The organism is Patulibacter minatonensis DSM 18081 (assembly GCF_000519325.1).
GTDB classification, from domain to species: domain Bacteria; phylum Actinomycetota; class Thermoleophilia; order Solirubrobacterales; family Solirubrobacteraceae; genus Patulibacter; species Patulibacter minatonensis.
This window is the reverse complement of the sequence record NZ_KI912613.1, coordinates 3386118-3409969: the sequence shown is the minus strand read 5'-3', so window position 1 is coordinate 3409969 and position 23852 is coordinate 3386118. Positions and strand designations below refer to the sequence as shown.

Annotated in this window: 20 protein-coding genes, 1 tRNA gene and 1 other RNA gene; 11 read left to right on the top strand and 11 right to left on the bottom strand. The window is 75.5% G+C overall.

Annotated elements, in window-relative coordinates:
- Nucleotides 1-32: 32 nt before the first annotated feature.
- Nucleotides 33-1022 (bottom strand): LysR family transcriptional regulator, encoded by a 990-nt coding sequence (locus tag PATMI_RS30675; protein ID WP_051471776.1) that lies wholly within the window; start codon nucleotides 1020-1022, stop codon nucleotides 33-35.
- Between the two features lie 70 nt (nucleotides 1023-1092).
- Here PATMI_RS30675 and PATMI_RS30670 point away from each other — a divergent pair, with 70 nt between their 5' ends.
- Nucleotides 1093-2082 (top strand): EamA family transporter, encoded by a 990-nt coding sequence (locus PATMI_RS30670; protein ID WP_051471774.1) that lies wholly within the window; start codon nucleotides 1093-1095, stop codon nucleotides 2080-2082.
- Nucleotides 2048-4039 (top strand): hypothetical protein, encoded by a 1992-nt coding sequence (locus tag PATMI_RS0115735; protein ID WP_157260798.1) that lies wholly within the window; start codon nucleotides 2048-2050, stop codon nucleotides 4037-4039. The genes PATMI_RS30670 and PATMI_RS0115735 overlap by 35 nt, the downstream gene beginning before the upstream one ends.
- 67 nt (nucleotides 4040-4106) lie before the next feature.
- On the opposite strand, the gene rnpB is transcribed toward PATMI_RS0115735, so the two are convergent.
- Nucleotides 4107-4437, bottom strand: an RNA gene (gene rnpB / locus PATMI_RS35555) — RNase P RNA component class A.
- Between the two features lie 98 nt (nucleotides 4438-4535).
- On the opposite strand from rnpB, the gene PATMI_RS0115730 reads away from it, so the two are divergent.
- Entirely contained in the window at nucleotides 4536-5177 is a 642-nt protein-coding gene (locus tag PATMI_RS0115730; RefSeq protein WP_026911572.1) for a hypothetical protein, read from the top strand.
- A gap of 132 nt (nucleotides 5178-5309) precedes the next feature.
- On the opposite strand, the gene lexA is transcribed toward PATMI_RS0115730, so the two are convergent.
- Nucleotides 5310-5939 (bottom strand): transcriptional repressor LexA, encoded by a 630-nt coding sequence (lexA, locus tag PATMI_RS0115725; protein WP_026911571.1) that lies wholly within the window; start codon nucleotides 5937-5939, stop codon nucleotides 5310-5312.
- A gap of 241 nt (nucleotides 5940-6180) precedes the next feature.
- Here lexA and PATMI_RS0115720 point away from each other — a divergent pair.
- Nucleotides 6181-6265 (top strand) — tRNA-Leu (locus PATMI_RS0115720).
- A 791-nt stretch (nucleotides 6266-7056) separates the two neighbouring features.
- Here PATMI_RS0115720 and PATMI_RS0115715 read toward each other — a convergent pair.
- Nucleotides 7057-8115, bottom strand: a complete 1059-nt coding sequence (locus PATMI_RS0115715; protein ID WP_026911570.1) for a PQQ-dependent sugar dehydrogenase family protein — start codon at nucleotides 8113-8115, stop codon at nucleotides 7057-7059.
- 188 nt (nucleotides 8116-8303) lie between these two features.
- Between PATMI_RS0115715 and PATMI_RS0115710 the strand changes: the two genes are divergently transcribed.
- Nucleotides 8304-9647 carry a metallopeptidase TldD-related protein gene (locus PATMI_RS0115710; protein WP_026911569.1) on the top strand — a complete coding sequence of 448 codons (1344 nt, stop codon included), beginning with the start codon at nucleotides 8304-8306 and terminating at the stop codon, nucleotides 9645-9647.
- A gap of 237 nt (nucleotides 9648-9884) precedes the next feature.
- On the opposite strand, the gene secG is transcribed toward PATMI_RS0115710, so the two are convergent.
- From secG to PATMI_RS34775, 4 genes are read right to left on the bottom strand one after another with little or no spacing between them, the layout of a single operon-like run.
- The gene (gene secG / locus PATMI_RS0115705; protein ID WP_026911568.1) at nucleotides 9885-10112 is read right to left on the bottom strand and encodes a preprotein translocase subunit SecG; all 228 of its coding nucleotides are present in this window, start codon (nucleotides 10110-10112) and stop codon (nucleotides 9885-9887) included.
- A gap of 12 nt (nucleotides 10113-10124) precedes the next feature.
- A complete protein-coding gene (locus tag PATMI_RS0115700; RefSeq protein WP_026911567.1) occupies nucleotides 10125-10544 on the bottom strand; it encodes a hypothetical protein in 420 nt (139 codons plus the stop codon).
- Nucleotides 10541-12829: a heme lyase CcmF/NrfE family subunit gene (locus PATMI_RS30665; protein ID WP_084269996.1), complete on the bottom strand. Its 2289-nt coding sequence runs from the start codon at nucleotides 12827-12829 to the stop codon at nucleotides 10541-10543. The genes PATMI_RS0115700 and PATMI_RS30665 overlap by 4 nt, the downstream gene beginning before the upstream one ends.
- Nucleotides 12830-12832: 3 nt before the next feature.
- Nucleotides 12833-13273: a cytochrome c maturation protein CcmE domain-containing protein gene (locus PATMI_RS34775; RefSeq protein WP_051471772.1), complete on the bottom strand. Its 441-nt coding sequence runs from the start codon at nucleotides 13271-13273 to the stop codon at nucleotides 12833-12835.
- 103 nt (nucleotides 13274-13376) lie between these two features.
- Between PATMI_RS34775 and PATMI_RS0115685 the strand changes: the two genes are divergently transcribed.
- From PATMI_RS0115685 to PATMI_RS0115670, 4 genes are all read left to right on the top strand, one after another.
- On the top strand, nucleotides 13377-13778 hold the full coding sequence (locus tag PATMI_RS0115685; protein ID WP_026911566.1) for a hypothetical protein: 402 nt from the start codon (nucleotides 13377-13379) through the stop codon (nucleotides 13776-13778).
- Between the two features lie 9 nt (nucleotides 13779-13787).
- Nucleotides 13788-15089, top strand: a complete 1302-nt coding sequence (locus PATMI_RS38545) for an alpha/beta hydrolase (protein WP_051471770.1) — start codon at nucleotides 13788-13790, stop codon at nucleotides 15087-15089.
- Between the two features lie 90 nt (nucleotides 15090-15179).
- Nucleotides 15180-15344, top strand: coding sequence for a hypothetical protein (locus PATMI_RS0115675; protein ID WP_157260796.1), 165 nt, complete (start codon nucleotides 15180-15182; stop codon nucleotides 15342-15344).
- Nucleotides 15345-15383: 39 nt separating this feature from the next.
- Nucleotides 15384-15596 (top strand): hypothetical protein, encoded by a 213-nt coding sequence (locus PATMI_RS0115670; RefSeq protein ID WP_026911564.1) that lies wholly within the window; start codon nucleotides 15384-15386, stop codon nucleotides 15594-15596.
- Nucleotides 15597-15699: 103 nt separating this feature from the next.
- Here PATMI_RS0115670 and PATMI_RS30650 read toward each other — a convergent pair whose 3' ends face one another.
- The gene (locus PATMI_RS30650) at nucleotides 15700-18474 is read right to left on the bottom strand and encodes an AAA family ATPase (protein WP_036725978.1); all 2775 of its coding nucleotides are present in this window, start codon (nucleotides 18472-18474) and stop codon (nucleotides 15700-15702) included.
- A 93-nt stretch (nucleotides 18475-18567) separates the two neighbouring features.
- Between PATMI_RS30650 and PATMI_RS30645 the strand changes: the two genes are divergently transcribed.
- Nucleotides 18568-19467 (top strand): LysR family transcriptional regulator, encoded by a 900-nt coding sequence (locus tag PATMI_RS30645; RefSeq protein ID WP_036725976.1) that lies wholly within the window; start codon nucleotides 18568-18570, stop codon nucleotides 19465-19467.
- Between the two features lie 136 nt (nucleotides 19468-19603).
- Here PATMI_RS30645 and PATMI_RS0115655 read toward each other — a convergent pair whose 3' ends face one another.
- Nucleotides 19604-21100 (bottom strand): hypothetical protein, encoded by a 1497-nt coding sequence (locus tag PATMI_RS0115655; protein ID WP_026911563.1) that lies wholly within the window; start codon nucleotides 21098-21100, stop codon nucleotides 19604-19606.
- Nucleotides 21101-21181: 81 nt separating this feature from the next.
- Here PATMI_RS0115655 and PATMI_RS0115650 point away from each other — a divergent pair, with 81 nt between their 5' ends.
- Nucleotides 21182-21532 (top strand): hypothetical protein, encoded by a 351-nt coding sequence (locus PATMI_RS0115650; protein ID WP_026911562.1) that lies wholly within the window; start codon nucleotides 21182-21184, stop codon nucleotides 21530-21532.
- 100 nt (nucleotides 21533-21632) lie between these two features.
- Here the strand turns inward: PATMI_RS0115650 and PATMI_RS0115645 are convergent, their stop codons facing one another.
- Nucleotides 21633-23456 carry a CHAP domain-containing protein gene (locus tag PATMI_RS0115645; RefSeq protein WP_026911561.1) on the bottom strand — a complete coding sequence of 608 codons (1824 nt, stop codon included), beginning with the start codon at nucleotides 23454-23456 and terminating at the stop codon, nucleotides 21633-21635.
- Nucleotides 23457-23852: the final 396 nt, after the last annotated feature.

Below are 23852 nucleotides of genomic sequence, written 5' to 3'. Positions count from 1 at the left end.
CCCCCGGGACGTGTCCGTCCGGTGACCGCCGATCAGGTGCGCGGCGCCCGCACGTGGTGCTCCGGCGACCGCGGGTCGCGGCGGCGCGCCACGCGGACGGCGAACTCGTCGGCCGCCTCCCGCACGAGGGCGAGCATCGCGTCGACCGCGGGCGAGCGCCACGCCCGGCCGTCGACGGCCGCCACGACCCGGCGGTGCGGCGGGTGCTCGAGGTCGCGGACGACGACGTCGTCGCGCAGGCTGACGAGCGACATGTCCGGGGCCAGCGCGATGCCGACCCCCGCCGCGACGAACCCCTGGATCGCCAGGTAGTCGTCGCTCTCGAACGCCATCTGCGGCTCGAAGCCCGCCCGGCCGCACGCCCGCACGAAGATCGCCTCGTCCGGCACGTAGTCCCGGCGCCCGAGGATCCACGGGTCGTCCCGGAGCTCCTCCAGGCGGATGCGGCGCCGGTCCGCCAGCGGGTGCCCGGCGGGCAGCATGACGTTCATGCGGTCGTCGAGCAGGTGCGTGCGCCGGAACGGGTCCTCCGCGCGCCGGCCGGCGGCGCCGGGCTCCCAGCCGTCGTCGTCGGGGTCCTCCACGAGCACCGCCAGATCGCACTCCCCCGCCTCGAGCGCGGCGCGACCCTCGGGCACCTCCATCGGCACGAGCGACAGGTCGACGGCCGGGTGCGACGCCCGGAACGCGGCGATCGCGGGCGGCAGCACCGTCGCGCCGGCGGTCGGGAACGCGACCATCCGCAACGGGCCCGCCTGCCCGCCCCGCAGCGCGCCGAGCTCGGCCTCCGCGTCGCCGATCCGCGCCAGGATGCCGTCGGCGTGGCGCAGGAGGACCTCCCCCGCGCCCGTCGGCCGCACACCGCGGTGCCGGTCGAGGACGGGCACCCCGACCTCGCGCTCGAGCGCCGCGATCTGCTGCGAGACCGCGGACTGCGTATAGCCGAGGTGGTCGGCCGCCGCCGAGAACGAGCCGCGGCGCGCGACCTCGCGCAGGATCCGGAGCCGGCGGGCGTCGAGCATCAGTGGATCTTATGCGCTTGATGCTGAATCATCGTTGTACTACTGATGCAGCGCGCGCAACCATCTCCCGATGGCCTCCCCGTCCGTCCGTCAAGCACGCCCACGCGGCCGTTCCGCGTCGCTCCTGGTCCTCGCCGTGGCGACCGTCTGGATCGTCTGGGGCTCGACGTTCCTCGGGATCCGGGTCATGGTCGAGACGATCCCGCCGCTCCTGGGGTCGGCCGTGCGCTTCGTCCTGGGCGGTGGGGCGCTCGCGCTCGTGGTGGTCGCGGTCCACGGCCGCGGCGCGTTCCGCCTGCGGGCCGACGAGTGGCGCGGCAGCGCCGCGATGGGGCTCCTGCTCGTCGCCGGCGGCGTCGGGCTGGTCGCGCTCGCGGAGCATCGGGGCCTGCCGTCGTCGCTGGCGGCGCTGATCGCGTCGTCGGAGGCCGCGATGGTCCTCGGGTTGCGGATCGTGGCCGGGCGGGAGCGGGTGTCCCCCGCGACGGTGGTCGGCGTCGGGGTCGGGGTCGTCGGGGTCGTCCTGCTCCTGTCACCCGGCAGCCGCCCCGCGGGCGTGACGCTCGTCGCGGCCCTCCTGGGGCTCGCCGGCTCGATCACGTGGGCGACGGGGACGTGGGCCGGCGCCCGGATCCACACCGCGCCGAACCTCCTGGCGAACGTCGCGATCCAGATGCTCGCCGGCGGGGCGGTCCTGCTGGTGGCGGGCGTCGTCGCCGGCGAGCGCTTCGACGCCGCGGCGGTCTCCACGCGCTCCCTCGTGGCCCTGGCGGGCCTGACCGTCGCCTCGGTCGCGGTCTACGCCGCGTACGCCTGGCTGCTGCGCAACGCGTCGCTCTCGCTCGTGACGACGCAGTCCTACGTCAACCCCGTCGTGGCGGTCGTCCTGGGCGTCGTGGTGCTGCACGAGACGATCGGCACGGTCACCGCGATCGGGATGGCGATCACCCTCGTGGCCGTCGTCCTGGTCCTGCGCGCCGAGCGTCCCGATCGGCCGCCCTGGGTACCGATGGACCATGCGCGGCGTGTCCTTCGGCTCCCTCGACGATCGGCCGTCTGACCCACGATCACCGGCCGCGGCCGCGCTCGTCGTCGCCACCGGGGCGCTGCTCGGCGCGGCGCTCGTGGTGGCGCTGGCAGCCAGCGCGTCGCCGGGGCTCGGACTCGTCTGGGCGCTCCTGCTCCTCGGGCTGGGGCTCCTCGTCGGCGCGTTCGCCGTTCCCCGGACGCCCGAGCAGCGCGCGGCGGGCCGCCACACGTTCACCGGGGTCGGCGTCGCGCTGGTCGTGCTCGGCGCCTACCTCGCTGGCACCACGATCCTCGCGATGCTGCTCGAGCACGGCACGCGGGTGCAGGCGACCGGGTTCGTGCTCCTCGCCCAGGGCGTCCCGCTCGTCGCGCTCGCCGGGGCCGCGCTGCTCGGCCGCTCCGCCGCCGTCGTCGGCAGCGCGCTGGTGGCGGTCCCGCTGGGCCTCACCCTCCTGTCCATCGCCGGCCTCGGGATCGTGCCCCTGGCCCTCGTCGGGCTCGCCTGCGGCGTGGCCGGCCTCGTCGTCCTGCTGCTCGCGCCCGTCGGCGGGAGGATCGCGATGTTCGCCGGGGTCTTCGGGGCGGTCGGGGCGGCGGCGACGATCCCCGGGCTCGGCTCCCCCGTCGCGTCGCTGCAGGTGACGGCGTTCGGGCGCTACGGCGGGTCCGGCCTGCCCGCCAAGGGGGTGATCGCCCTCCTCGTCGTCCTCGGCCTGGTCGCCAGCGCGGCGATCCTCGTCACCGCACTCGCCCGCCGGCAGCACGCGGCGGCGGTCGTCGCGGCGATCACCTTCGCCGTCCCGACCGTCCTCTCCGTGCCCTTCCTGTACGGGCCGATCGGTGTCGGGGGCCCGACGCGCACCGTGTCCCTCGTCCTGCCGCTGCTGCTCCTGGCGGCGCTCGCGATCCTCGTGGTCCCCGGGTCGCGCCGCGCGACGTCCGCGGCGCTCCCTCCGGGCGCGCGAGCACGCCTCGAGGCCGTGCCGCCGGGGGTCTGGTCCGCGACCGCCGCACTCGTCGTGGTCTTCCTGGTCGCGCAGCCGCTCCGGATGTCGACGTGGGACCACCGCGTGCTGGAGCTGCTGGCGATCGCCCTGCTCGGCGGGGCGCTCACCGTCGGGGTCCGCATGCCGGGGACCGCCGGGGCGATCGTCTGCGGGACCGTGCTGGTCGTGCTGGCGATCGTGGCGCCGTGGAACACGGTCGCCCACGGCCGGCGCGGGATCATCTTCGGCGACGCCCTGCGGGACCCGGGCATCGGCGCGGCGATCGCGCTCGTCCTGGCGACCGCCGCCGTCGCCGCGACGCTCAGCCGTCACCGGCACCCGGGCGTCCTCGCGGCGGCGACGTACCTCGTGCTCGCCGTGCTCGCCACGGTGCTCCGCGCGCTGGTCGGCGACGCTCGCGGCGGTCCGGGGCCGATCGACCTCGGCGCCGAGGCACCCGGCGTCGTGGTGGCGTTCCTGCCCGTGGGGCTCGTCGTGATCGGCGCCGCCGCCGTCTCCGCCTTCGGGTCCCGGCGGCTCGTGCCCGGCGCCCAGGCCGTCGGGGCCGTCGCCGCGGCGGCCGGCGCCTTCGCGGCGTCGGCGGCGAGCATCGGATCGGGCCGGGGGCTCGGCCAGGTCGTGAGCCCGACGGGCTTCTCGCCGTTCGCTCCCACCGTCCTCGGGTCGCCGGGAGCCCCCGGCGACCCCGGATCGACCACCACGGTGCTCCTGATCCCGGTGGCCGTCGCCGGTGTGCTGTTCGCGGTGGCGGCGGCACGGCGGGTCTCCTCTTCGGCGGGCGCGGCCGCGGCGCTGCTGATCGCCATGACGACGATCGCCGCGTGCTCGGCCGGCGACCCGAACGCGCTCGCGGCGGTGATCGTCGGCGTCGTCGGTCTCGTCCTCGGGGGCCTGGCCCTCTACGCGATGGTCGTGGGCGGGGCCGCGGAGCGCTCGGTCAGCGGGGCCGCGCCGCCGGCACCCGGGTCGCGGCTCGGCTGACGGCGCGCGGCGGAGCGCTTCGCACCGCGCCCGGACGTAGGAGACCCCCGCTCTCGCGGAGGTCTCCCGTAGCAGGCCGGTAAGCCGGATTCTGTCGTTGCGCAGCCATCCATCTCTGCGACCTACCTGGACCTCGGCGAGCAGCCTGCAGGCGGTCCTGCTCGGTCTTGCACCGGGTGGGGTTTACCTGGCCGCCGCGTCGCCGCGACGCCGGTGCGCTCTTACCGCACCCTTTCACCCTTGCCTGTGCGGGGCGGGCGGACCCGTCCCGCCATCGGCGGTGTGTTTCTGTGGCACTTTCCCGCGGGTTTCCCCGGGTCGGCTCCCCGACCACCCTGCTCTGTGGTGTCCGGACTTTCCTCGAACGGGGCTGGCCCGTCCGCGGCTGCGTGGCCTGCGTGCAGCACTGTACCCGCGCTGGTCGTCCGGGCGACTGCTCACCGGACCCGCACACGCCCCGCACACCGCCGGACCGGACCGCTGCGACGGTGGACCGGTGCCCCGACCGTCGCTCGCCATCGTCCCGCCACGCGTGCTGCTCCCCGGCCTCGCCGCCGCGGCGATGGCCGGGCTCCTGGTCCTCGCCGCCGCCGCGGCGGGGGCGGCGCTCGGCGCGCTCTCGACCGCCGGCCCGCGCTGGACCGGCTGGATCGGCAGCAGCGCGGCGCCCTGGATCGTCGCAGCGTGGGTCCTGGCCCGGACCGCGGACGGCCCGGCATCGGCCGTCGGGACGGTCGGCGCCGGCGTCGCCGCGATGATGCTGACCTACGAGGGGGCGCAGGCGCTCCTCGATCCGGGCGCGTCGTTCGGCTACACGGCGCCCTGGATCGTCGTGACCGTGGGGCTCGCGCTCGCGGCGGGGATCTGGCGCCGGTGGAGCACCGCGCACCCGGGGACGGCCAGGGCCGCGGGTGCGGGCGCCGTCGCGCTCCCCACGGTGGTGCTGGCCGGGGTCCAGGTCGTCCACCGCGCGCCCCCGGGCATGGCGGTGGGCGTGGTGGTCGCGTTGACGTGCGCGGCGGCGGTGATCGCGGCCGACCGTGCAGCCGTCCGGCGTCGCCCGCGGGCCGCGTGGGCCGGTGCCCTCGCCGGCACGGCGCTCTTCACGCTCGGGGGACTCCTCGTCGTCGTCCCCTGAGCACGGATCCAGCGAGGTTCGTGGTCCCTCCGCTTCGCAAGGACCAGGGGACCGGCGAGGCCCCGCGAGCACCCACCGGCGACGTGTCGCCCGTCCGTCGATCGCCGGTCACGACCGGCGGACGGGCGACCGTCAGCCGACCTTCCGCATGACCCCGACGACCTTGCCGAGCACGCGCGCCTCCCGCGAGCGGATCGGCTCCATGGCGTCGTTCTCCGGCTGGAGCCGGATGTGGTCGCTCTCGCGGAAGTAGCGCTTGACCGTCGCATCCTCGCCGACCAGCGCGACGACGATCTCGCCGTCGCGTGCGGTCTCCTGCGGGCGCACGACGACGAGGTCGCCGGCGAGGATGCCGGCGTTGATCATCGACTCGCCGCGGATCCGCAGCAGGTACTCGCCCTGCTCGCCCCCGGCGGCCTCGGGGACCCCGATGTGCTCCTCGACCTGCTCGTCGGCGAGGATCGGCGGGCCGGCGGCGACCTGACCGAGCAGCGGCAGCCGGCGGGTCTGGCCCACCACGTTGCGGACGCCCTCGACCGCCTGCTCCACCCCGCGACCGATGACTTCGATCGCCCGGGGCTTCGAGGGGTCCCGGCGCAGCAGGCCGAGCTTCTCGAGGTTCGCCAGGTGGGCGTGCACGGTCGACGAGCTGGCGAGCCCGACGGCCTTGCCGATGTCGCGCACCGTGGGTGGGTAGCCGTTGTCCGAGGTGTAGCCCCCGATGAAGTCGAAGATCTCTTGCTGGCGCTTGGTCAAGTCCATGGTGCGCTGGGGCTCCGGCGGGGGCATCGAACGTCTGTTCGTGACACTAGCGCGCGCCGCGGCGGCAGGCAAGGCCGCGTTGTGCAGGACGAACGTGCCGGCCCGACCGCCCCGACACCGGGGACGGACCGCCACCGACCCCGCGGGCGCACCACCGGCAGCCGCCCGATCCGCCCGCGTCGGCCGTCGGAGGGACCCGCACGTCGTCCCGCGGAGCGCTCCTGTACATTTCTCCCCCCGCGCGCCAGTGGCGGAATTGGTAGACGCGCAAGGTTGAGGGCCTTGTGGGGGATAACCCCGTGGAGGTTCGAGTCCTCTCTGGCGCATGGAAGGAGGCCTCCGGTGATCCGGGGGCCTTCGTCGTTCCGGGGGCGTTCGGCGTCCCGGGGGCGTTCGGCGTTCCAGGGCGTTCGGCGTCCCGGGGCGTTCGGCGGTCCGGGGGCCCTCGGCGTCCTTCGGGTGCGTCGTCGGTCCCGGGGCGCTCCGCGGGGCTGCGCCATCGTCGTCCAGGAGGCGCTCGTCGTTCCGAGGCGTTGGTCGTCCAGCGGCGTTCGCCGATCCAGGCTGGCCGGGCGCGCCGGCCACCCGTCGGATCGCTGCGGGCCCGACGCCCCGATCGAATTACGGGGCGGTCGACGGAGGCTCGACCGCAGGAACGAACGCCACGGCAGGGTGGAGCGCGAGCGTGGCGCGCATTCCTGCGCTGTGAGCGCAGGAACGAACGCCAGCGCGGGGATGGCCGAACCGTGGCGCGCTTTCCTGCGCCGTGAGCGCAGGAATCAACGCCACCTCCGCGCGAGCCGAAGCGTGGCGCGCCTTTCTGCGCTGTGAGCGCAGGAACGAACGCCACCGCCGGGCGAGCCGAACCGTGGCGCGCATTCCTGCGCCGTGACCGCAGGAACGAACGCCACCACCGCGCAAGCCGAACCGCGGCGCGCATCCCAACGCCAGGGCCGCAGGGACGAACGCCGCCCGCGCGACCTCTGGGCCGGCGGCGGACCTTCCCGCGGAGACCGGACCCCGCTCAGCCCGCGACGCCGCACGGCCGGCGACTGCGCCCCGGTCCGGGCCCCACCTCGCGCAGCCCGGTCCCGCGCGCGCCCCGCCGGGGCCGCCCTCAGGGCTCGTCGATCGGCTCGGCGCGGCGCAGGTCGGCGACCGTGCCCGCGACGTGCACCAGGCCGTCGTCCCCGGAGACGAGGACGCGGCCGCCCGCCACCGCGACACCGAAGCGGCACCGGGCGGGCAGCACCTGGGGCTCCGTCCGGGCGTTGCCCCGGCCCCCGCCCCGGACGGCCGTGCGGTCGATGCGGCCGGAACGGGTCCCGCACACGAGGAGGAGCTCGCCGTCGTCGGCCGATGCCAGGGCCACGGGCACCCGGCGGAACGGGCTGCGGACCGTGCCGGTGCGCGGGCGGTCGGCATGGCCGATCCGCTCGGCGTCGGGGCCGCCCGCGCGGTCCGCGACCCAGAGGACGCCCCCGCGCCCGCGGGCGAAGGCCATCGGGTCGTGCCAGCCGCGGGACCGCCGGGTCGGGACCTGGCCGGGCGGGGCGTCGGGACCCAGGGTGACCACGCGGCCGAGCAGGCTGTCCGGCGTCGCCGCGCGCCGCGGGCGGCCCTGGTCGCCGATCGCCAGCGCGAGCCGGCCGCCCTGCAGCGCCACCAGGCCCCCGCCGACGCGGATGCGGCCCGCGGACGGGCCCTGCCACACGATGCGCGGGGTCGCGACGGCGATCTCGGCGACCGCGAGCCGCCCGTCCGCGCGCCGCACGTACGACGCGAAGGTCCGTCCGCGCGCGTCGACCGCGATCCCCCGGATCCCGCCCTCGCGACCGGGCCGGACGTCGAGCCGTGCCAGCACGGAGCCCGGTCCGGGATCGCCGGCGCCGAGGGCCGCCCGGCGGACGACGCCCGTCCCGCGCTCCGCCCACAGCAGCGCCCGGCCGTCGGGCGTCGGGGTCAGGGCGACGGCGGGGGTGGCGGGCCCCGGCCGGGCGGCCCGGATCGTCCCCGGTGCGTCGGGCAGGTCGACGACCGCCCGCGGGGCCGGCGGCGACACCGGCGCGGGATCGGGCGCGGTGGCGGACAGGACGGCCGCACCACCGGCGGCCAGGAGCGAGGCGGCGAGCGCCGCGCGCGTGCGGCGTGTCGGAAGGCCACGCCCGGGGCGCATCGCCCCAGGGTACGCGCCGGGTCGGCCGGCAGCCGCGCGACCGCCGGGTCCGCCGCGTTCCACGCTCCCGCGCCCGGGACCCCGTGCCGCTCCGCCGACCACGCCCTCGCGCGGCCCCGCCGGGTCGACCATCTAACGTTGCGCCCGACGCCGGCGACGACCCGCCGCTCCCCCGACCCGGAACCCGCATGAGCACGCCGACGCCACCCCAGGACCTCGCCGCCCGCGCCCTCGACGCCCTGGACGGCGCAGGCTGGGCGACCGTCGTCCACGACCGCTCGGCCACCGTCGCCCTCCCCCGTGGCGGGCAGCTGCGGACCGCCACCCGGGACCGGACGGAGATCACTTTCACCGCGTGGCGCGACGGGCACCTCGGGTCCGCGACGACGTCGGTCCTCGAGGGCCACGAGCTCGCCCGGGCCGCCCGGCGGGCCGTGCTGCTCGCCGAGGCCGTCGCCACCGCCGCCGACGGTCCCGGCGACGCGACCCCGCCGCCCGAGCCCGCCGACCTGCCCCGCTCCGACGGCGGCGACGAGGCGACCGCCGCCGGCGACCCCGAGGTCGGGCTGCGCGCCGTCCTCGACGCCCAGGGAGCCGCCGGGACGACGCCCGTGGCCGCGTCCTGGTCGCACGGCGGCGTCACGCGTGCCGTCGCGGCGTCGACGGGCCTCGTGGCGACCGAGCGCACCACCGACGCGCACCTGCGCGTCCGGCTCGGGGCCGGCGGCGTCCGGGCGGCGGCGGCGGCCGTGAGCGCCGCCACCGCGTCCGGCATCGACCCCCGCGAGCTCGTGCGGATCGCGCTGTCCCGCGTCCCCACCGGCGAGTGGCACGACCCGACCCCGGGCGAGCAGACGATCGTGCTCGCACCGGAGGCCGTCGCCGCGATCCTGGACGTCGCGGGGCCGCTCGTGTTCGACGGTCTGGCCGCCGCGGACGGCAGGACCCGCTGCGACGGCCGCCTGGGGACGGCCGTGGCACCCTCCCGGGTCGTGCTCTCCGACGACCCGGCGGCCGCCGGCACCCTTCGCCGCGCCTTCGACGCCTCGGGCACGCCCAAGCACCCGCTCGCGCTGATCACGGACGGGACGCTGTCGTCGCTCGTCCACGACGGGCGCTCGCAGCGGTCGACCGGCCACGCGACCGAGCCGGGCGGCGGGCACCGCGGACCGCGGGCCACGAACCTCGTGCTGGCCGGCGGCGACGCCGACGACCTCGACGCGCTCGTCGCGGGCGTCGAGGTCGGGCTGCTCGTGACGTCGCTCGCGGACCTGCGTCCGATCAACGCGGAGCTGGGCCTGGCCTACGGCGTCGCGCCCGAGGGCGCCTCGCGGATCCAGGACGGACGGGTCACCGGCGCGGCGGGCTCGATCCCGCTGCTCGTCTCGCCACTGGACGTCCTGGCGGGCGTCGAGGCGCTGAGCCGCGCCCGGACCCTGGTCGGCGGCCCGACGCTCGACGGCGCCCGCCTCGGCCACGCGGTCCTCGCCCCCGCGCTCCGGACCTCGGGCGGCATCGTCGTCACGGACTGACGGCCGCGGTCGGGCGGCACAGCGGCCGTGCTGCGACGCCGGACGCCGCGGTGCACAGGCGGGGCGGGCCCGCGCCGCGTGGCACGGCCTCGTCGCCCGGCGACCCGCACGTGCCACGCGCGCTCCGACCGCCCGTCCCGGCCGCCGGGGCCCCCGCCGACCGGGCCCGGACCTCGCCCCGGAACGACGAACGCCGCCCGGTGGGGCGGCGTCGGACCTGCGGGCGCGGGGCGCCGGTCAGGCGATGCGGACGAGGACGATCGTGTTCACGATGAAGACGATCCCGAAGAAGATCGTCCAGCGGTTCAGGTTGCGCTCGGTGTTCGAGCCGCCGCCCAGAGGGCCGGTGCCCGAGCCGACGCCGAACGCGCCGGAGAGTCCTGCGTCCTTGCCCGAGTGCATCAGGATCAACACGATCGTGATCACGGACACGAAGATCTGCAGGATCGAAAGTACGGCCTCCATCGCGCAGGGAGCCTACCGGGCCGACGGCGGATCCGCCGCGCCCGCGGTCGAGGCGCCGTCGTCGGTCGCCGGCGGGGGCTCCTCGTCCTCCGCCGTGGCCGCCGGTGCCGCCGGCAGGTCCTCGTGGTCCTCCGCCGCCGTCCCGTGGATGTGGGCGAGGCCGTCGAGCTCGTCGAGGATCTGGACGGCCTCGGTCCGCAGGCGGGCGTCGATCGGCTTCCAGTCCGCGTCGGAGAGCTTGCCGGTCGAGTGGTCCAGCGCGGCGTCCCGGATCTCGCGGTACTTCGCGATCTTCGCGGCCTCGAGGTCCGCGCGGCGCAGGGCGTCGGCCTCGTCGGCGCGCTCGAGCTGCCCCGGCCAGAACGGCTGCGACAGCAGGAACAGCGCGAACGCGAACGCCACGAGGACGATCAGGGGCCCGGCGACCGTCACGACGGACCCCGCGGACCGGCGGACCGGGCCTCGCTGACGACGGCGGTGCCGGGCCGGGGCCCGAGGTCGCGGGCGACCCGCGCCTTCTGCCTCGCGCGGACCCGCCGGGCCTGCAGGTCGGGTGCGGGCCACATCGCCAGGAGCGCGCCGAGGCCCATGATCCCGGCGGCGATCCAGATCCAGGTCACCAGCGGCGAGACGATCACCTGGAACGTCACGGGCGCCGGGCGGAGCGCGTAGACCTGCGCGAGGCGGACGGCGGCGACCGCGCCGCGCTGGAACGGGGCCTCGGTGCCCGCGAGCTTCTTGTCGAGCGCGGAGTAGATGTCGACGAGGGCGTCGCCGTCGGGCTGCATCGCGACCCAGAGGTCGCGGGTCAGCCCGGCGTCGAGGGCGACCTCGGTCGCGGCCTCACCGTTGAAGTACCGGCCGACGGGACCGTCCGCCGGGTTCAGCGAGGGGAAGAACTCGCGCGTCGGGCGGATCGTCTCGATCCGCTTCCCGTCCCGGAAGACGCCGACCTTCGCCCCGATGATCAGCTTCTTGATCCGGTTGTCCTGCAGCTCGTAGTTCCCGATCGCCGCCTCGTACTTCAGCGTGTAGCCGCCGACCTGCATCTGCGTGCCGACGTTGCCGTGGACCCGGTGGGTCTCCTTGAACGCGGACGACGCCGCGACGGCGAGGACGAGGACCGCGAAGCCCGCGTGCACGAGGTAGCCGCCGTAGCGCCGGCGGTTGCGGCCGACGAGCCGCGGCAGGGCGATCGGGAGGGCCTCGCCGGTCGAGATCCGCCGGGCCCGCGTGCCGCGGAGGAGCTCCTGCCCGACCGCGCCGAGGACGAAGCCGCCGAAGAGCAGCGCGAGCCACACGTCGATGCGGACGCTCCCGCCGATCACCGCGCCGGCGGCGAGCACGACGAGGCCGACCGCCAGCGGCGCCCGCACCTGGCGCCACGCGTGCTTCGCGGTCGTCTTCCGCCAGGCGGCGAGCGGCCCGAGCCCCATCAGGCCGACGAGGGTGAGCGCGAGCGGCCCGACCCACCAGCCCCACGTCGACGAGGCCCACGGACGCTGCTCGCCGGTCAGGACGTCGGTCAGGAGCGGGAAGAACGTGCCCCAGAGGATCACGAGGACCAGGAGGACGAGCACGACGTTGCCGGCGAGGAAGATCGCCTCGCGCGAGAGCAGCGAGTCGATCCGGTGCTCGGAGCGCAGGAGCGGCCGGCGCCAGGTGACCAGCGCGATCGAGCCGAAGGTCATGATCGCCAGGAGCGTCAGGAACTGCCAGCCCACGGTCGAGCTGCCGAACGCGTGGATCGACGAGATGATCCCCGAGCGCACGATGAACGTGCCGAGGATGCAGAGGATCCCGGTCAGGAGGATCAGGGAGACGTTCCAGGTGCGGAGCATCCCCCGCTTCTCCTGGATCATCACGGAGTGGATGAACGCGGTGCCGATGATCCACGGCATCAGGGACGCGTTCTCGACGGCGTCCCACCCCCAGTAGCCGCCCCAGCCCAGCTCGGCGTAGGACCAGCGGGAGCCGAGGACGATGCCGATGCCCAGGAGCAGCCAGGCGCCCAGCGCGTACCGCCGCGTGTGGCGGATCCAGTCGGACCCGACGTGCCCCGCCGCGAGCGCGCCGACGCCGAACGCGAACGGGATCGCGAACAGCGTGTAGCCGCTGTAGAGCATCGGCGGGTGGATCATCATGCTCGGGTACTGCAGGAGCGGGTTCAGGCCCTCGCCCTCGAACGGCACCGGCGAGCTCAGCCGGAACGGCGAGCTGTAGAAGACGAGCAGGAAGAGGAAGAACGCCGCCAGGCCGAGCAGCACGGCCTGCGCCCACGGCACGACGTCGGCCATCCGCCGGCCGGCGCGCCACACGACGAGCGAGCTCCAGAGCGAGAGCAGCCAGACCCAGAGCAGCAGCGAACCCTCCTGGGAGCTCCACGGCGCGGCGATCCGGTAGCCCAGCGGGGTGGTCGCCGACGAGTGGCTCGCGACGACGTCGAACTTCAGGTCCGTGGAGATGAACGCGATCTCGACGAGGACGAAGACCGCCGTCGTGAGGATCGCCAGGAGGTAGATCGCCCGGCGGCCCGAGCGGACGAACGCGGAGCCGTGGGCGGCGAGGACGCCGCCGGCCGCCTGCTCCGGCGTCGGTGCGGCGTCCGGTGCCGCCGCCGCGACCTGCAGGCGACGGGCGCCGACCAGGCTCGCGACCGCGCCGTAGAGGGCGATCGCGAGGGCGAGGACCAGGAGGCCGCGGCCCAGGACGTCCACGGGCTACTTGCCCTCGACGACCTTGTCGGACCCGTCGCGCCACTCCATGGATCCGTCGGTCTTCTGCTTGCCGTCGTCGAACTTCGACGGGCACTTCGTGATCAGGCTGTCGGGCTTGCCCTGGAAGGTCTCGCCCTGCTTCTGCACCGTCACGATGACCTCGCGGCCCTCGCGGAAGGCGTCGGGCACCTGGCCGGAGTACACGACCGGGACCGAGGCGCCGCCCTTGCGGTCCTTGACCCGGAAGGTGATCGTGCCCTCGGTGCGCCGTAGCGTCTTCGGCACGACGATGCCGGTCAGCCGGTAGTCGCGCCCCGCCTCGGCGCTGGCCATCTGGCTTGGCTGCCGGGCCTCGGCGGATCCCGCGAAGCTCGTGTACAGCAGTGCTCCCGCGAGCGTCACCGCAGCGACGATCGCGAAGGTGAGGCGCAACGTCCGCGTCATTCAATGCAGTATGGCCAGGTTGCGCGCGAAACCGCCCCACCCACCCCCGGGGCGACCACGGGCCGTGGCGCGCCGGAGCGGACCGGGAGTACGATCGCGCCACATGTCCCCCCCGAGGAAGCTCGCCGGCGCCGCCATCCTGCTGCTGATGCTGGTCGGCGGCCTGTTCATGTGGGCCGGCAACCCGTACCTGTGGATCCGGGTCACGGCGTCGCGGGCCGACTCCCAGAACCTGTCGATGGGCCAGGCCGTCTTCGTCCTGGTGGCGATCGTCGTCACCGGCTTCGTGATGGCGAAGGTCCTGTCGCTCCTGAACGGCCTGTACGCGAAGGTCATGGGCGGCTCCGACGAGGTCACGGTCCGCATGCCGTGGAACCAGTCGATGCGGGACGGACGGACGACCGGCCGCACGACGTCGGCCCTCGACGTCGTGATGGTCCTCGCCGTGGGCATCGCCCTCGTCGCCGCCGCGATCTGGTTCTTCTTCTTCGCCACCTACGTCTGAGGGTCTCCCGTGCGTCGCCTGCTCCCGACCGCCGTCCTCGCGGTGCTCGCCCTCGCGGCCCCGGCCGGCGCCGCCGACCGCGCGTTCGCCCCGATCGACCGCACCGGACCGCCGCTGAGCGTCCCGCGGGCGGAGCTCGAGAAGGCGATCTCCTGCCGCGGCGACTTCTCGGACGCCTCGAAGCCCGCCGTGCTGCTCGTGCCCGGCACCTTCGTCGACGCCGACGACTTCTACTCGTGGAACCTGATGCCGGCCCTGACGGCGCGCGGGATCCCGTGGTGCGCGGTCTCGGGCCCGAACCACAACCTGGGCGACATCTCGGTCGCCGGGCAGTACGACACCTACGCGATCCGCAAGACGTTCGGCCTGGCGAAGCGGCCGATCGCGGTCGTCGGGCACAGCCAGGGCGGCATGCAGCCCCGCTGGGCGCTGCGGTTCTGGCCCGACACGCGGGCGATGGTCGCCGACCAGGTCGGGGTCGCCGCCGCGCACCAGGGCGCCCCGCCCGAGGACCTCGCGACGCTGTTCCCGTTCGCCGTCTTCGCGAGCTGCGGCCTGAAGGGCTGCCCGCCGGCGGTCTGGCAGCTCGCGCCGAACTCCCGGTTCCTGCAGGCGATGAACTCGGGCCGCGAGATGTTCTCCCCGACGAGCTACACGTCGATCTACAGCACCGGCGACGAGGTCGTGGCGCCCAGCGCGACGAACCTCCGCGGCCCTGCAGGGACCGGCGGCTACCGGCGCGTGGCGATCCAGGACATCTGCCCGAACCGCCTGTCGGACCACCTGCTCGACGGGACCGTCGACCCGGTGGCGTTCGCCCTGACGCTCGACGCGATCGAGCACCCCGGCCCCGCCGATCCCGCCCGGATCGACCGCGACGTCTGCTCGCAGCTGACGATCCCCGGCCTCGACCCCGTCGACGCGCTCGGCAAGTCCCTCCCCCTGCTCCGCGACATCGTCTCGGGCGTCGCGCTGAGCAGCCCGTCGCTGCGCAGCGAGCCCGCCCTCCCCTGCTCCGCGTTCGCCGACTGCCCGGTCCCGCAGGCGGCCGCCGCGAACCGGCGCCCCCGGGCGACGGCCCGGATCCGGCGGGCGAGCGGCACCGCCCGCTACGTGCTCGACGGCCGGCGGTCGAAGGACGCCGACGGCCGGATCGTCCGCTGGCGCTGGACCGCCGCCGGCCGGACGATCGGCCGCAAGGCGCGGGTCGTCCGGCGGATCGCGGCGCGGCGGTCGGTGCTCGTGCGGCTGACGGTGACCGACGACCGCGGCGCGACGGCGACGACGAGCCGCCGGGTGCGGGCGCGCTGAGCCGGCCTCCGTGGGGCCGGAGCCGGACGCACGCGCACCGTCCGACCGATCCGGGGTGTGGACGACGCACACCGCGGGTACGCGTCCACCATGCTCTCGCGAGACCTGCTCATCGTCCTCGCAATGCTGGTCGTCTCGATCGGCCTGCTCGTCGTGTCGTCCGGCAACGTCGCGGTGATCCTGCTGGTCTCGATCGGCTGGGCGGTCTTCATCGTCGCCAAGCGGGCCGAGCGCGCCGAGCGCCTCGAGCGCTGAGCGGGGCCCCGCCCCGCGGCGGGCGGGTACGGTGGGCGCATGCCCGCCTGGGAGTTCACCTACGTCGAGCTCTGGCTGGGCGAGGACAGGACCGTCGAGGACGTCCTCGCGGCCGAGGAGCGCATCGCGCAGCTCGGCGCCGACGGCTGGAACCCCGTGGGTCAGGTCGGCTTCACGTTCCACGCCCGCGGCACCGACCCGAGCATGACGACGACCATCCAGCAGCTGATGTTCAAGCGCCTGAAGGCGTAGGTCCGCCCGGGGCGCGTCGGCCACGGACGCAGCCCGCCGCGCGGCGCGCGAGGCACCGCGCCCGGTCGGGAACCGCGCCCGGACCCGGGCCCGGTCCGTCGCGTCATCCCCCGGCGCGCAGCACCCGCTGGAGCTCGGCACGCGACGCCACGCCGAGCTTGCGGAAGACCCGCGAGAGGTGGTGCTCGATCGTCTTGCGGGTGACGTACAGCTCCGCGGCCACGTCGGGATTGGACCGGCCGTCGGCCACGAGGAGCGCCACGCGCAGCTCGTGCGGCGTGAGCTCCTCGAGGCCGTCCTCGGGCCGGCGGGCACGGTCCGTCGGCCGGCCGGTCGCGCGGAGCTCCTCACGGGCACGGTCCGCCCACGGGCCGGCACCCATCCGCTCGAAGGCGTCGAGCGCCGCCTCCAGGGGCTCGCGGGCGTCGAGCCGGCGACGGTCGCGGCGCAGCCGTTCCCCGAGGCTCAGTCGGGAACGAGCCGCCTCGAAGCGCTGACCCGTGGCGTCGAACGCCCCCACCGAGGCCTCGAACGCCGCGACGGCGCTGGCGGGGTCCTCCGCGAGGAGACCGTGGCAGCGCGCGGCGGCACCGCGCCGCCACGGCGTCTCCGCACCCGCGCAGCACCATCCGTCGAGCGCCACCGTGGCGTCGGCGTGGGCGCCGTTGCGGACGAGCGCCTCGACGAGGTCCGCCCCGAACGCCACGACCGACGGGTCGCCCATCCCGATCCCGGCGGCGGAGCGCTCGCACTCGCGGAGGGCGACGAGCGCCTCGCCCGGCCGACCGAGCGCGAGATGGAGGTGGCCGAGCGCCGCGCGGGACCAGAGCCCGATGGCGGGCCGGGCGTCGGTGATCGCGAGGGCCGCGTCGGTACGTCGCAGCACGTCGGCCTCCCGGCCGAGCACCGCTTCGACCGCCGCCAGGGCACCGGCGGCCACCGCCACCTGTCCGCGCAGGCCGCCGGCCTCCGCGATCTCCCGCGCCTCGGTGGCGTCCGCGAGGGCCGAGGTCAGGCGGCCTCGGCGGAGGTGCAGCTGTGCACGGACGACGAGCGGGTAGAGGAGCTCGGCCACGCGACCCCGGGAGCGGAGTCGTGCGACGTGGGCCTCCAGGACCGGCTCGACCGTGCCGAACCGCCCGAGCCACACCTGGGCGTGGACCGGAGCCAGGAAGACCTCGCCGGCCCAGCCCTCGGCACTCGCGGCCGCGACCGCCGGGGCGAGATCGTCGAAGACCGGCACGGCCCGGTCCCCGGCGCCCTGGAGGACGTCCACGGTCGCGACGGTGAGCCGGGCGATCCCCGCGGTGGTCCCGCCGGACGGTGCCAGGGCGACGGCGCGGGTGGCGAGCTCCCGCATCGCCGGGTAGTCGCCGACGACGCGGTCGCGCACGGTCGCTGCCAGGAGCCCCGCCGCCGCCCGCGTCGGATCGACCGCGGCGATCGGAGCAACGTGCTCGACGATCGTCGCGTGGGCGGCGTCGAGGTCGCCGCGACGGATCCAGATGACGCTGCGGACCTCGTGGAGCGCGGCCCGGAGCGACGCGTCGTCGCCCGCGAGGCGCAGGCCGTCGTCCGCGAACCGCGCCGCATCGTCGGTCCGCGCCGCCGCGGCGGCCAGGCGAGCGGCCTCGAGGAGCCGGCGTGCGCGCCCGGCGTCGTCGGGGGTGAGCGCCACGGCGCGCGCCATCGCGTCGCACGCGGCCCCGACCCCTCCGGCCGCCGCGGCCGCCCCCGCTGCCCGGTCGAGCATCTCGGCGGTCTCCGCGTCCGGGCCGTTCGCCGCGGCCGCCGCGTGCCACGCGCGGCTGATCGGATCGAGGTCCTCGAGCCCGCGCCACGCCCGGTGCGCGAGCCGCCGCAGGTCGCTGGACGCGGCGTGGTAGGCCACGCCGCGCAGGAGCGGATGACGGAAGCGCGGCCCCTCGCCGTCGTCGACGACCACGCCGGCGGCCTCGGCCGCCTGCAGGCTCGCCGGGTCGAGTCCGGCGGCCGCGATCGCCCGCTCGGCGAGCGGGTGCTCGTCCGCCGCGAGCACGACGACCGCACCCCAGGTGTCGGCGTGCAGGGCGTCGAGCTCGCGACGGAACGCCCGGTCGACGAGGAGGCTCGGCGACGCCGCGCCGGTGGGGCCGAGGCGTCCCTCGCAGGCGGCGGACGCGATCTCCCGCAGGGCGAGCGGGTTGCCACGCGCGAGTCCGACGACCCGCGACACCAGGGCCTCGAGATCGCCGGGGACGGCGGCCGTCCCCTCGTCGAGCGCGTCCCGGACGATCCGAGCGGCGGCCGCATCGTCGAGCGGCGCCAGCTCGAGCACCTCGATGCCGTGGTCGAAGAGGCCGCGCTCCGGGGCCGGTCGCGCCGCGACGAGCGCCGCGACGCCCTCGCGACGCAGGCGCCGGAGCGCGAAGAGCAGCGTGGTGAGCGAGGACTCGTCCATCCAGTGGACATCGTCGAGCGCGAGGAGCAGGCCGTGGGCGTCCTCGGCCAGCGCCGCGAGGACCGCGACGACCCCGGCGGCGACGCCGACGGTCGAGGGCGGCGGTCCGCTCTCGAGCCCGAGTACCGTCGCGAGCGGCGCACGGACGGCCTCGGGCGTGGCGTCGAGGTCCGCCGGTCCGGCATCGCGGAGCAGGTGGCCGAGCGCCGCGAAGGGCACGTGGTGCTCGCCCGGGACCGAGCGCGAGCGGAGGACGGTGCAACCGGACCCTCGCGCGTCGTCCGCCGCGGCATCCAGCAGCGCGGTCTTGCCGAGTCCGGAGTCGCCGACCACGAGCAGCGTCTCGCCGACCTCGTCGCGTGCGGCGTCGAGGAGCGCCCCGAGCCGTTGTCGTGCGGTGTCGCGGCCGTGGAGCACGCAGGGTCGGCGGGTCATCATGGGTGCATCGTGCGCCGAGGGCCCGCCGGCGGCCATCCGGATCCAACCCCCGATCGTTCACGTACGGCGATCGATGCGCGAGACTCAGGAGCGATGGAGGACGTCGACCTCGATCCCCGGCTCCTGCGGACGTTCCTCGCCGTGGCGGAGACGCTGCACTTCGGACGCGCCGCGGATCGCCTGCACCTCGCCCAGGGGTCGGTCAGCGGGCACGTGCGGCGCCTCGAGGACGTCCTCGGTGTCGAGCTCCTCGCACGGACGTCCCGGAGCGTCGCGCTGACGGCGGCGGGTGCCGTGCTCCAGGAGCACGCCCGGAGACTCGAGCAGGCGACGCTCGCCGCGGTCCGCGAGACGCGGCGGGCCGATCGAGGGCAGAGCGGCTCACTCTCCGTGGGGATCGCGGCCGCGATCCCGCTCGAGCTCGTCTCCCCCGCCATCGCCGCGTTCCGGGAGGCCCGCCCGGACGTCGCGCTGGAGCTCCGCGAGGCGCCGTGGACCGACCCGAGCGGCGGACTCGCCGACGGCGGCGTCGACGTCGCCTTCCTCCGCCCACCGGTCGCGGCGGCCGGGGTCGCCCTCGAGACGCTCGTGGTCGAGGACCGGATGGCGATCCTGCCTGCCGATCACCGTCTCGCCGAGCGCGAGGTGCTCTCGATCACGGAGTTCGTCGACGAGCCGTGGGCGGGCTCGGACACCGATCCGGTGTGGCGCGCCTTCTGGACGGCCGAGGCCGAGCGCGGCGCGCCCGCGCGGTACGCCGCGACGATCTCGTCGTTCGACGGGCTGTTCGACGCGGTGCGCCACGCCGGCGCCGTCGGCCTCGTACCGGCATCCGCGCCCGCCCGCATGAGCGGCGCGACCGGGGTGGCCTTCGTCCCCGTACGGGACGTCGCCCCGACGACGATCGACGTCGGCTGGCACCCCGCGAGCGAGGATCCGCGGGTACGGGCGTTCGTCGCGCTCGCCCGGCGGATGCTGCGCCGCACGGGCTGAGCCGACCGGCGCGCGACACGCACCGCGGCGCGCCCGGGTGAACGCGGCGGACGGTCTCGACGGCGCTGGGACGATGCTCCGTGCCGGCGTGTCCGGCCCGACGTCGAGAACTCGGCGCGCGGACGCCGGCTCGCGCTCAGTCCGCCGTCGCGTTCCAGGCCGCGCGGCCCGCCGCGAGGTCGTCGGCGCCGGTGCAGTCGTTCACGGTCCCCATGGTGCGGGTCCGGCCGTCGCTCGTGGACTCGATCTGCGTCACGCCGTGCGCGGAGGGGTGGTCCTCGCAGGTGCCGCGCGGCAGCGGGAGCCCGAAGCGCGCCGTGTCCTGCCAGCCGAGCGCCCGGACGGCACGGGACAGACGTCGCAGGACCTTCGACGGGTCGTCGGCCGGGTCCGCCTCGTCGAGCCACCCGGGCGTCGCGATCGTCAGCCGCGCGAGCGCGCCCGCGGGCCTCGTCCAGACCAGGGCCCGGATGCCGAGCCGACGGGTGCGTGCGACGCCGGGGAGGAGCGCACGGACCCGGGCGGGGGTGTCCTCGATCTGCGTCCGGGCCGTGTCGTCGGCGGCCCCGCGACCGGAGCGGTCCTCGTCGCCGGAGGTCTCCCTCGCGCCGTCGGCCTCCACGGAGAGCCGGAGCCGTCGGGCGCCGGCGTCCTCGGCCGACGCCGCGAGGGAGCGTGCCGCCCGCAGGGTCCGCGCGTCGCCCTGTGCGAAGGACAGGTCGGTCCTCGCGAACGGCGCGGACACCACGCCGGACACCGATCGCAGGAACGCCAGCGCCCGGTCGGCGTCGGCACCGGCGGGTCCGGACAGGAGCGTGTGCGTCCGCTCCCGGCCGTCCTCGGTGGACGCCTCGTCGACGTAGATCTGCGCGTCGCGGCGGTCCGCCGCCGGGAGGTCGATCGCCGCGGCGGCCGCCCGCCACGCGGCCCCCGCGTCACCGGCGCCGTCGGCCCGCGGACGCAGCTCGATGCTCGAGCCGACCACCGCCACCCGCGGCCGGCGCTCGCGCAGCGCGATCGCGGCGTCGAGCATCGCCCGCTCGACGCGCCCGTCCGTGGCGCCGAGCCGGCCCAGGGTCACCGGCTTCGGGTCCGACTGGAAGGCGTCCTGCAGCGCGACCTCGATGCGATCGATCCCGCGGACCGGTCGTCCCTGCGTGGTGAGCCTCGCGAGCATCTCGCGCGCGAGGGGCGCCGCCTGCTCCGGTCGCCGGACCTCGACCTCGACGCGCTGGTCGGCGGAGAGCCGCTCGATGGTCGCGATGCCGCCGGGCGACCGGACCGCCGAGAGCGCGACGAAGGCGCGGAGGAGCTCGTCGTCCGCAGGGTCGCCTCGTTCGACCTCGAGCGACGCCCGGCCGAGCCGCAGCGTCGTACGGCCGGCGTCGTCCGGCGCCCGGTCCAGCACGGTGGCGATCTGTCGGGGTGCCGCTCCGGCGCGGAGGCCCACCAGCACGTCCCCGTCGTCGGTCGTGGCCGTCGCGACGTCGGGGAGCGCCCGGAGCTCCGCGAGCTCGTCGTCATCGCTCCCGCCGCCGAGCACGAGCCAGGCGACGACGACGATCGTCGCGACGAGCACGACGGCCGCGGCGACGGTGCGGCGGCGTGGTCGACGTGTGCGGGGGCGGGACATCCCGACACCGTCGCACACGGCATCCCCGACGGCCGCGACCCGGACCTGTTCGCGTCCGCCGTCCGGGGTACCGGGCCCCGCATGCCCCGCACGCATGCCTTGGCCGTTCCCGCCCTCTGCGCCCTGACCCTCGCTGCCGGTGTCGCACCCGGCACCTCGTCGGCGGCCGCGACCGCGAAGTCCTGCAAGTCCGTGAAGGACATGGGGCCCACGGGCAGCGACCCCGCGGACGCGGTGAGCATCCGGGCGACCGGCACCTCGTGCGCCAACGCCCGCACGATCGCCCGGAGGTGGGGCCGCGAGACGGTCGTCCAGGGTCCCGGGGCGGTGAGGATCCGCAGCTACGTCTGCCGGGATTCGACTGCGTCGGGCCGCTTCCGGATCGTCTGCAAGGGTCCGGGGCCGCGGGTGGTGCGCTTCAAGCTCGGCTGATGGCCGAGCTCGCCGGACCCGGACGCGCTCCCGCGCCGTGCATCGGGCCGTGCGACTCCGCGGACGTGGTCGAGGTCGCAGCGGCCGGCGATGACCTCCGTCAACTCGGTGAATAGCTCGAGATCGCGGGACTCGAGCCGTCCGCCAATCCGAGATCCAACGCGCCCTTGTTGTCCGATCCGATGACCCACAGACGCCCGTCGGGAGCCTGGAACGACGCCTCCCAACCACCGTTGGACAGCCCCGTGATGCTCGGGCTGGTGCCCGGCTTCATCCCGAGGTTCATCGCGCCCTTGTTGTCCTTCCCGACGATCCACAACGTGTTGTCGCTCGCCTGGAACGCGGCCTCCCAGCCACCACCGGCCATGCCCGTGATGCTCGGCGACGTGCCATCTGCCATTCCGAGACCGAGATTGCCCTTGTTGTCCGCTCCGACGACCCAGAGCGAGCGATCGTTGGCCTGGAACGCCGCCTGCCACCCGCCACCTTCGACCCCCGTGACGCTCGGGCTGGTCCCGGGTCGCATCCCGAGCCCCATGTCGCCCTTGCTGTCCTTCCCGATCACCCAGAGCGAATGGCTGCTCGCCTGGAACGCGGCCTGCCATCCGCCACCCGCGAGAGCGGCGATGCTCGGGCTCGAGGCGGGATCCATCCCGAGCGCCAGATCGCCCTTGTTGTCGGCGCCGACCACCCACAGGCTGTTCGAGGACGCCTGGAAGGCGGAGACCCAGCCCCCGGACGCGAGCCCGGCGATGCTCGGACTCGTCCCGGGCTTCATCCCAAGACCCAGCGAGCCCTTGTTGTCCTTCCCGACGACCCAGAGCGCGCCATCGCTGCCGCTGAACGCGGTCTGCCACCCGCCGCCCTGCACCCGCGTGATCGCGGGACTCGTGTTCGCCGCCACGCCCAGCCCCAGCGCTCCGCGGTTGTCGCCGCCGATGGTCCACAGCCCCCCGTCGCTCGCGCGAAAGGCCGTCTGCCACCCGGCACCACCGAACGACGGCAGTGTGCTCGCCGGGGATGCTCCTCCCACGGTGTCTCCCGGGCTCGCGCCCGGGGCACTCCCCGCCGGTCCTCCGTAGATGTAGCCCTGGAGGTCGCCCTTCGCGATCGGGTTCATCCAGATGGTGCGGCAACTCCCCTTCCAGTCGTAGTTGCACTCGGTCACCAGCACGCGAGTCGGCGACTCGGCCTTCTCGACGTACGCGACGTGCCCGTACGACGCGCTGTTGGCCACGCCCCAGACCACGAGGGCTCCGGCGACGGGCTGGCTCCCCGTCGGGAAACCGCCGCGCTTGGCGTTGACGAGCCACTGGCCCCCGTCCCACACGAAATAGCCGCCGCCCCGTCCTCCCACCCTGGGAACGCCGCGGGCGACCGACGTGTCGTACACGTCGCGGCGCTTCTGCCAGGCCAGGCACGTGCACTGCTTGAGCGGCGGGGAATTGAACGGGCCGCAATCGTCACCGCCCAGGCCGGCGATCTCGCCGTCCGGGTTCACGAGCGACGTGGGGTCGCCGATAGGACCCCTGCCGGTCTTGTTGCCGGTGACGATGAGCACCTGCCGCGTGGCGGAGCCCTTCTTCCTGCCCTTCGTGCACGTCACCTTGAAGCGCCACGTACCGGAAGGCGAGGTCGGCAGGATCTGCCAGCGCCAGGAGGCACGCCCCTTCTTGGTCGCCTTCACCTTCGCGAGGGTCTGGCTCACCTTCTTGACGCTGACGTTCGCGACGCAGGTCGCCCCGCGCGTGGCCCGGGCGGACACCAGGATCGTCCTGGCGCCCTTCGCGGCGGCTCGAAGCTGCGGAGCCGGCTGCGTGACGAACGGTGCCTTCCTGGCCTTCGCCTCGCTCGATCCGGGCGCAGCCAGGACCGCGAAGAGCGCGACGGCGAACGCCAGCAGGATGCTGAGGCGGCGTGCCACGTCACGTCCGGCCCATGGCGCAGCGGCCTCGGGTGATGGACGTCGGCCGACTGGTCGGAGCACCGGCGGACCGTACATCGACCGAGCCCGGGATTCGATCCGCCAAATGACGGAACATCGGGTCCGCACACCCGTCGGTCGACCGATACCGGGATCGACGGGGTGCCGTCCGACCGCGTGCTCGACGCGGCCTGAAGCACCGCGTCGGCCCTGCGCCACGAGGCATGGACCCGTCCGCTGGATCCCGACGAGTCGAGAACCACCCCGCCAGAGCGTTCGCGCTGACGTCGCCGCGGACAGCTTGCGGTGTCCCGGCGAGCGGTTCGCCGGACCCGGCCACCGTGGGACGCCGCCGGAGAGGCTTGCACGATGGGCCCGAGAACAAGAGAGGCGCCC

Excerpts from the sequence above, each read along its gene's own strand:
- PATMI_RS30675 (WP_051471776.1), bottom strand. The coding sequence starts at position 1,022 with ATGCTCGACGCCCGCCGGCTCCGGATCCTGCGCGAGGTCGCGCGCCGC.
- PATMI_RS30670 (WP_051471774.1), top strand. The coding sequence starts at position 1,093 with ATGGCCTCCCCGTCCGTCCGTCAAGCACGCCCACGCGGCCGTTCCGCG.
- lexA (WP_026911571.1), bottom strand. The coding sequence starts at position 5,939 with ATGGACTTGACCAAGCGCCAGCAAGAGATCTTCGACTTCATCGGGGGC.
- PATMI_RS0115715 (WP_026911570.1), bottom strand. The coding sequence starts at position 8,115 with ATGCGCCCCGGGCGTGGCCTTCCGACACGCCGCACGCGCGCGGCGCTC.
- PATMI_RS0115710 (WP_026911569.1), top strand. The coding sequence starts at position 8,304 with ATGAGCACGCCGACGCCACCCCAGGACCTCGCCGCCCGCGCCCTCGAC.
- secG (WP_026911568.1), bottom strand. The coding sequence starts at position 10,112 with ATGGAGGCCGTACTTTCGATCCTGCAGATCTTCGTGTCCGTGATCACG.
- PATMI_RS34775 (WP_051471772.1), bottom strand. The coding sequence starts at position 13,273 with ATGACGCGGACGTTGCGCCTCACCTTCGCGATCGTCGCTGCGGTGACG.
- PATMI_RS0115685 (WP_026911566.1), top strand. The coding sequence starts at position 13,377 with ATGTCCCCCCCGAGGAAGCTCGCCGGCGCCGCCATCCTGCTGCTGATG.
- PATMI_RS0115675 (WP_157260796.1), top strand. The coding sequence starts at position 15,180 with ATGCTCTCGCGAGACCTGCTCATCGTCCTCGCAATGCTGGTCGTCTCG.
- PATMI_RS0115670 (WP_026911564.1), top strand. The coding sequence starts at position 15,384 with ATGCCCGCCTGGGAGTTCACCTACGTCGAGCTCTGGCTGGGCGAGGAC.
- PATMI_RS30650 (WP_036725978.1), bottom strand. The coding sequence starts at position 18,474 with ATGATGACCCGCCGACCCTGCGTGCTCCACGGCCGCGACACCGCACGA.
- PATMI_RS30645 (WP_036725976.1), top strand. The coding sequence starts at position 18,568 with ATGGAGGACGTCGACCTCGATCCCCGGCTCCTGCGGACGTTCCTCGCC.
- PATMI_RS0115655 (WP_026911563.1), bottom strand. The coding sequence starts at position 21,100 with ATGTCCCGCCCCCGCACACGTCGACCACGCCGCCGCACCGTCGCCGCG.
- PATMI_RS0115650 (WP_026911562.1), top strand. The coding sequence starts at position 21,182 with ATGCCCCGCACGCATGCCTTGGCCGTTCCCGCCCTCTGCGCCCTGACC.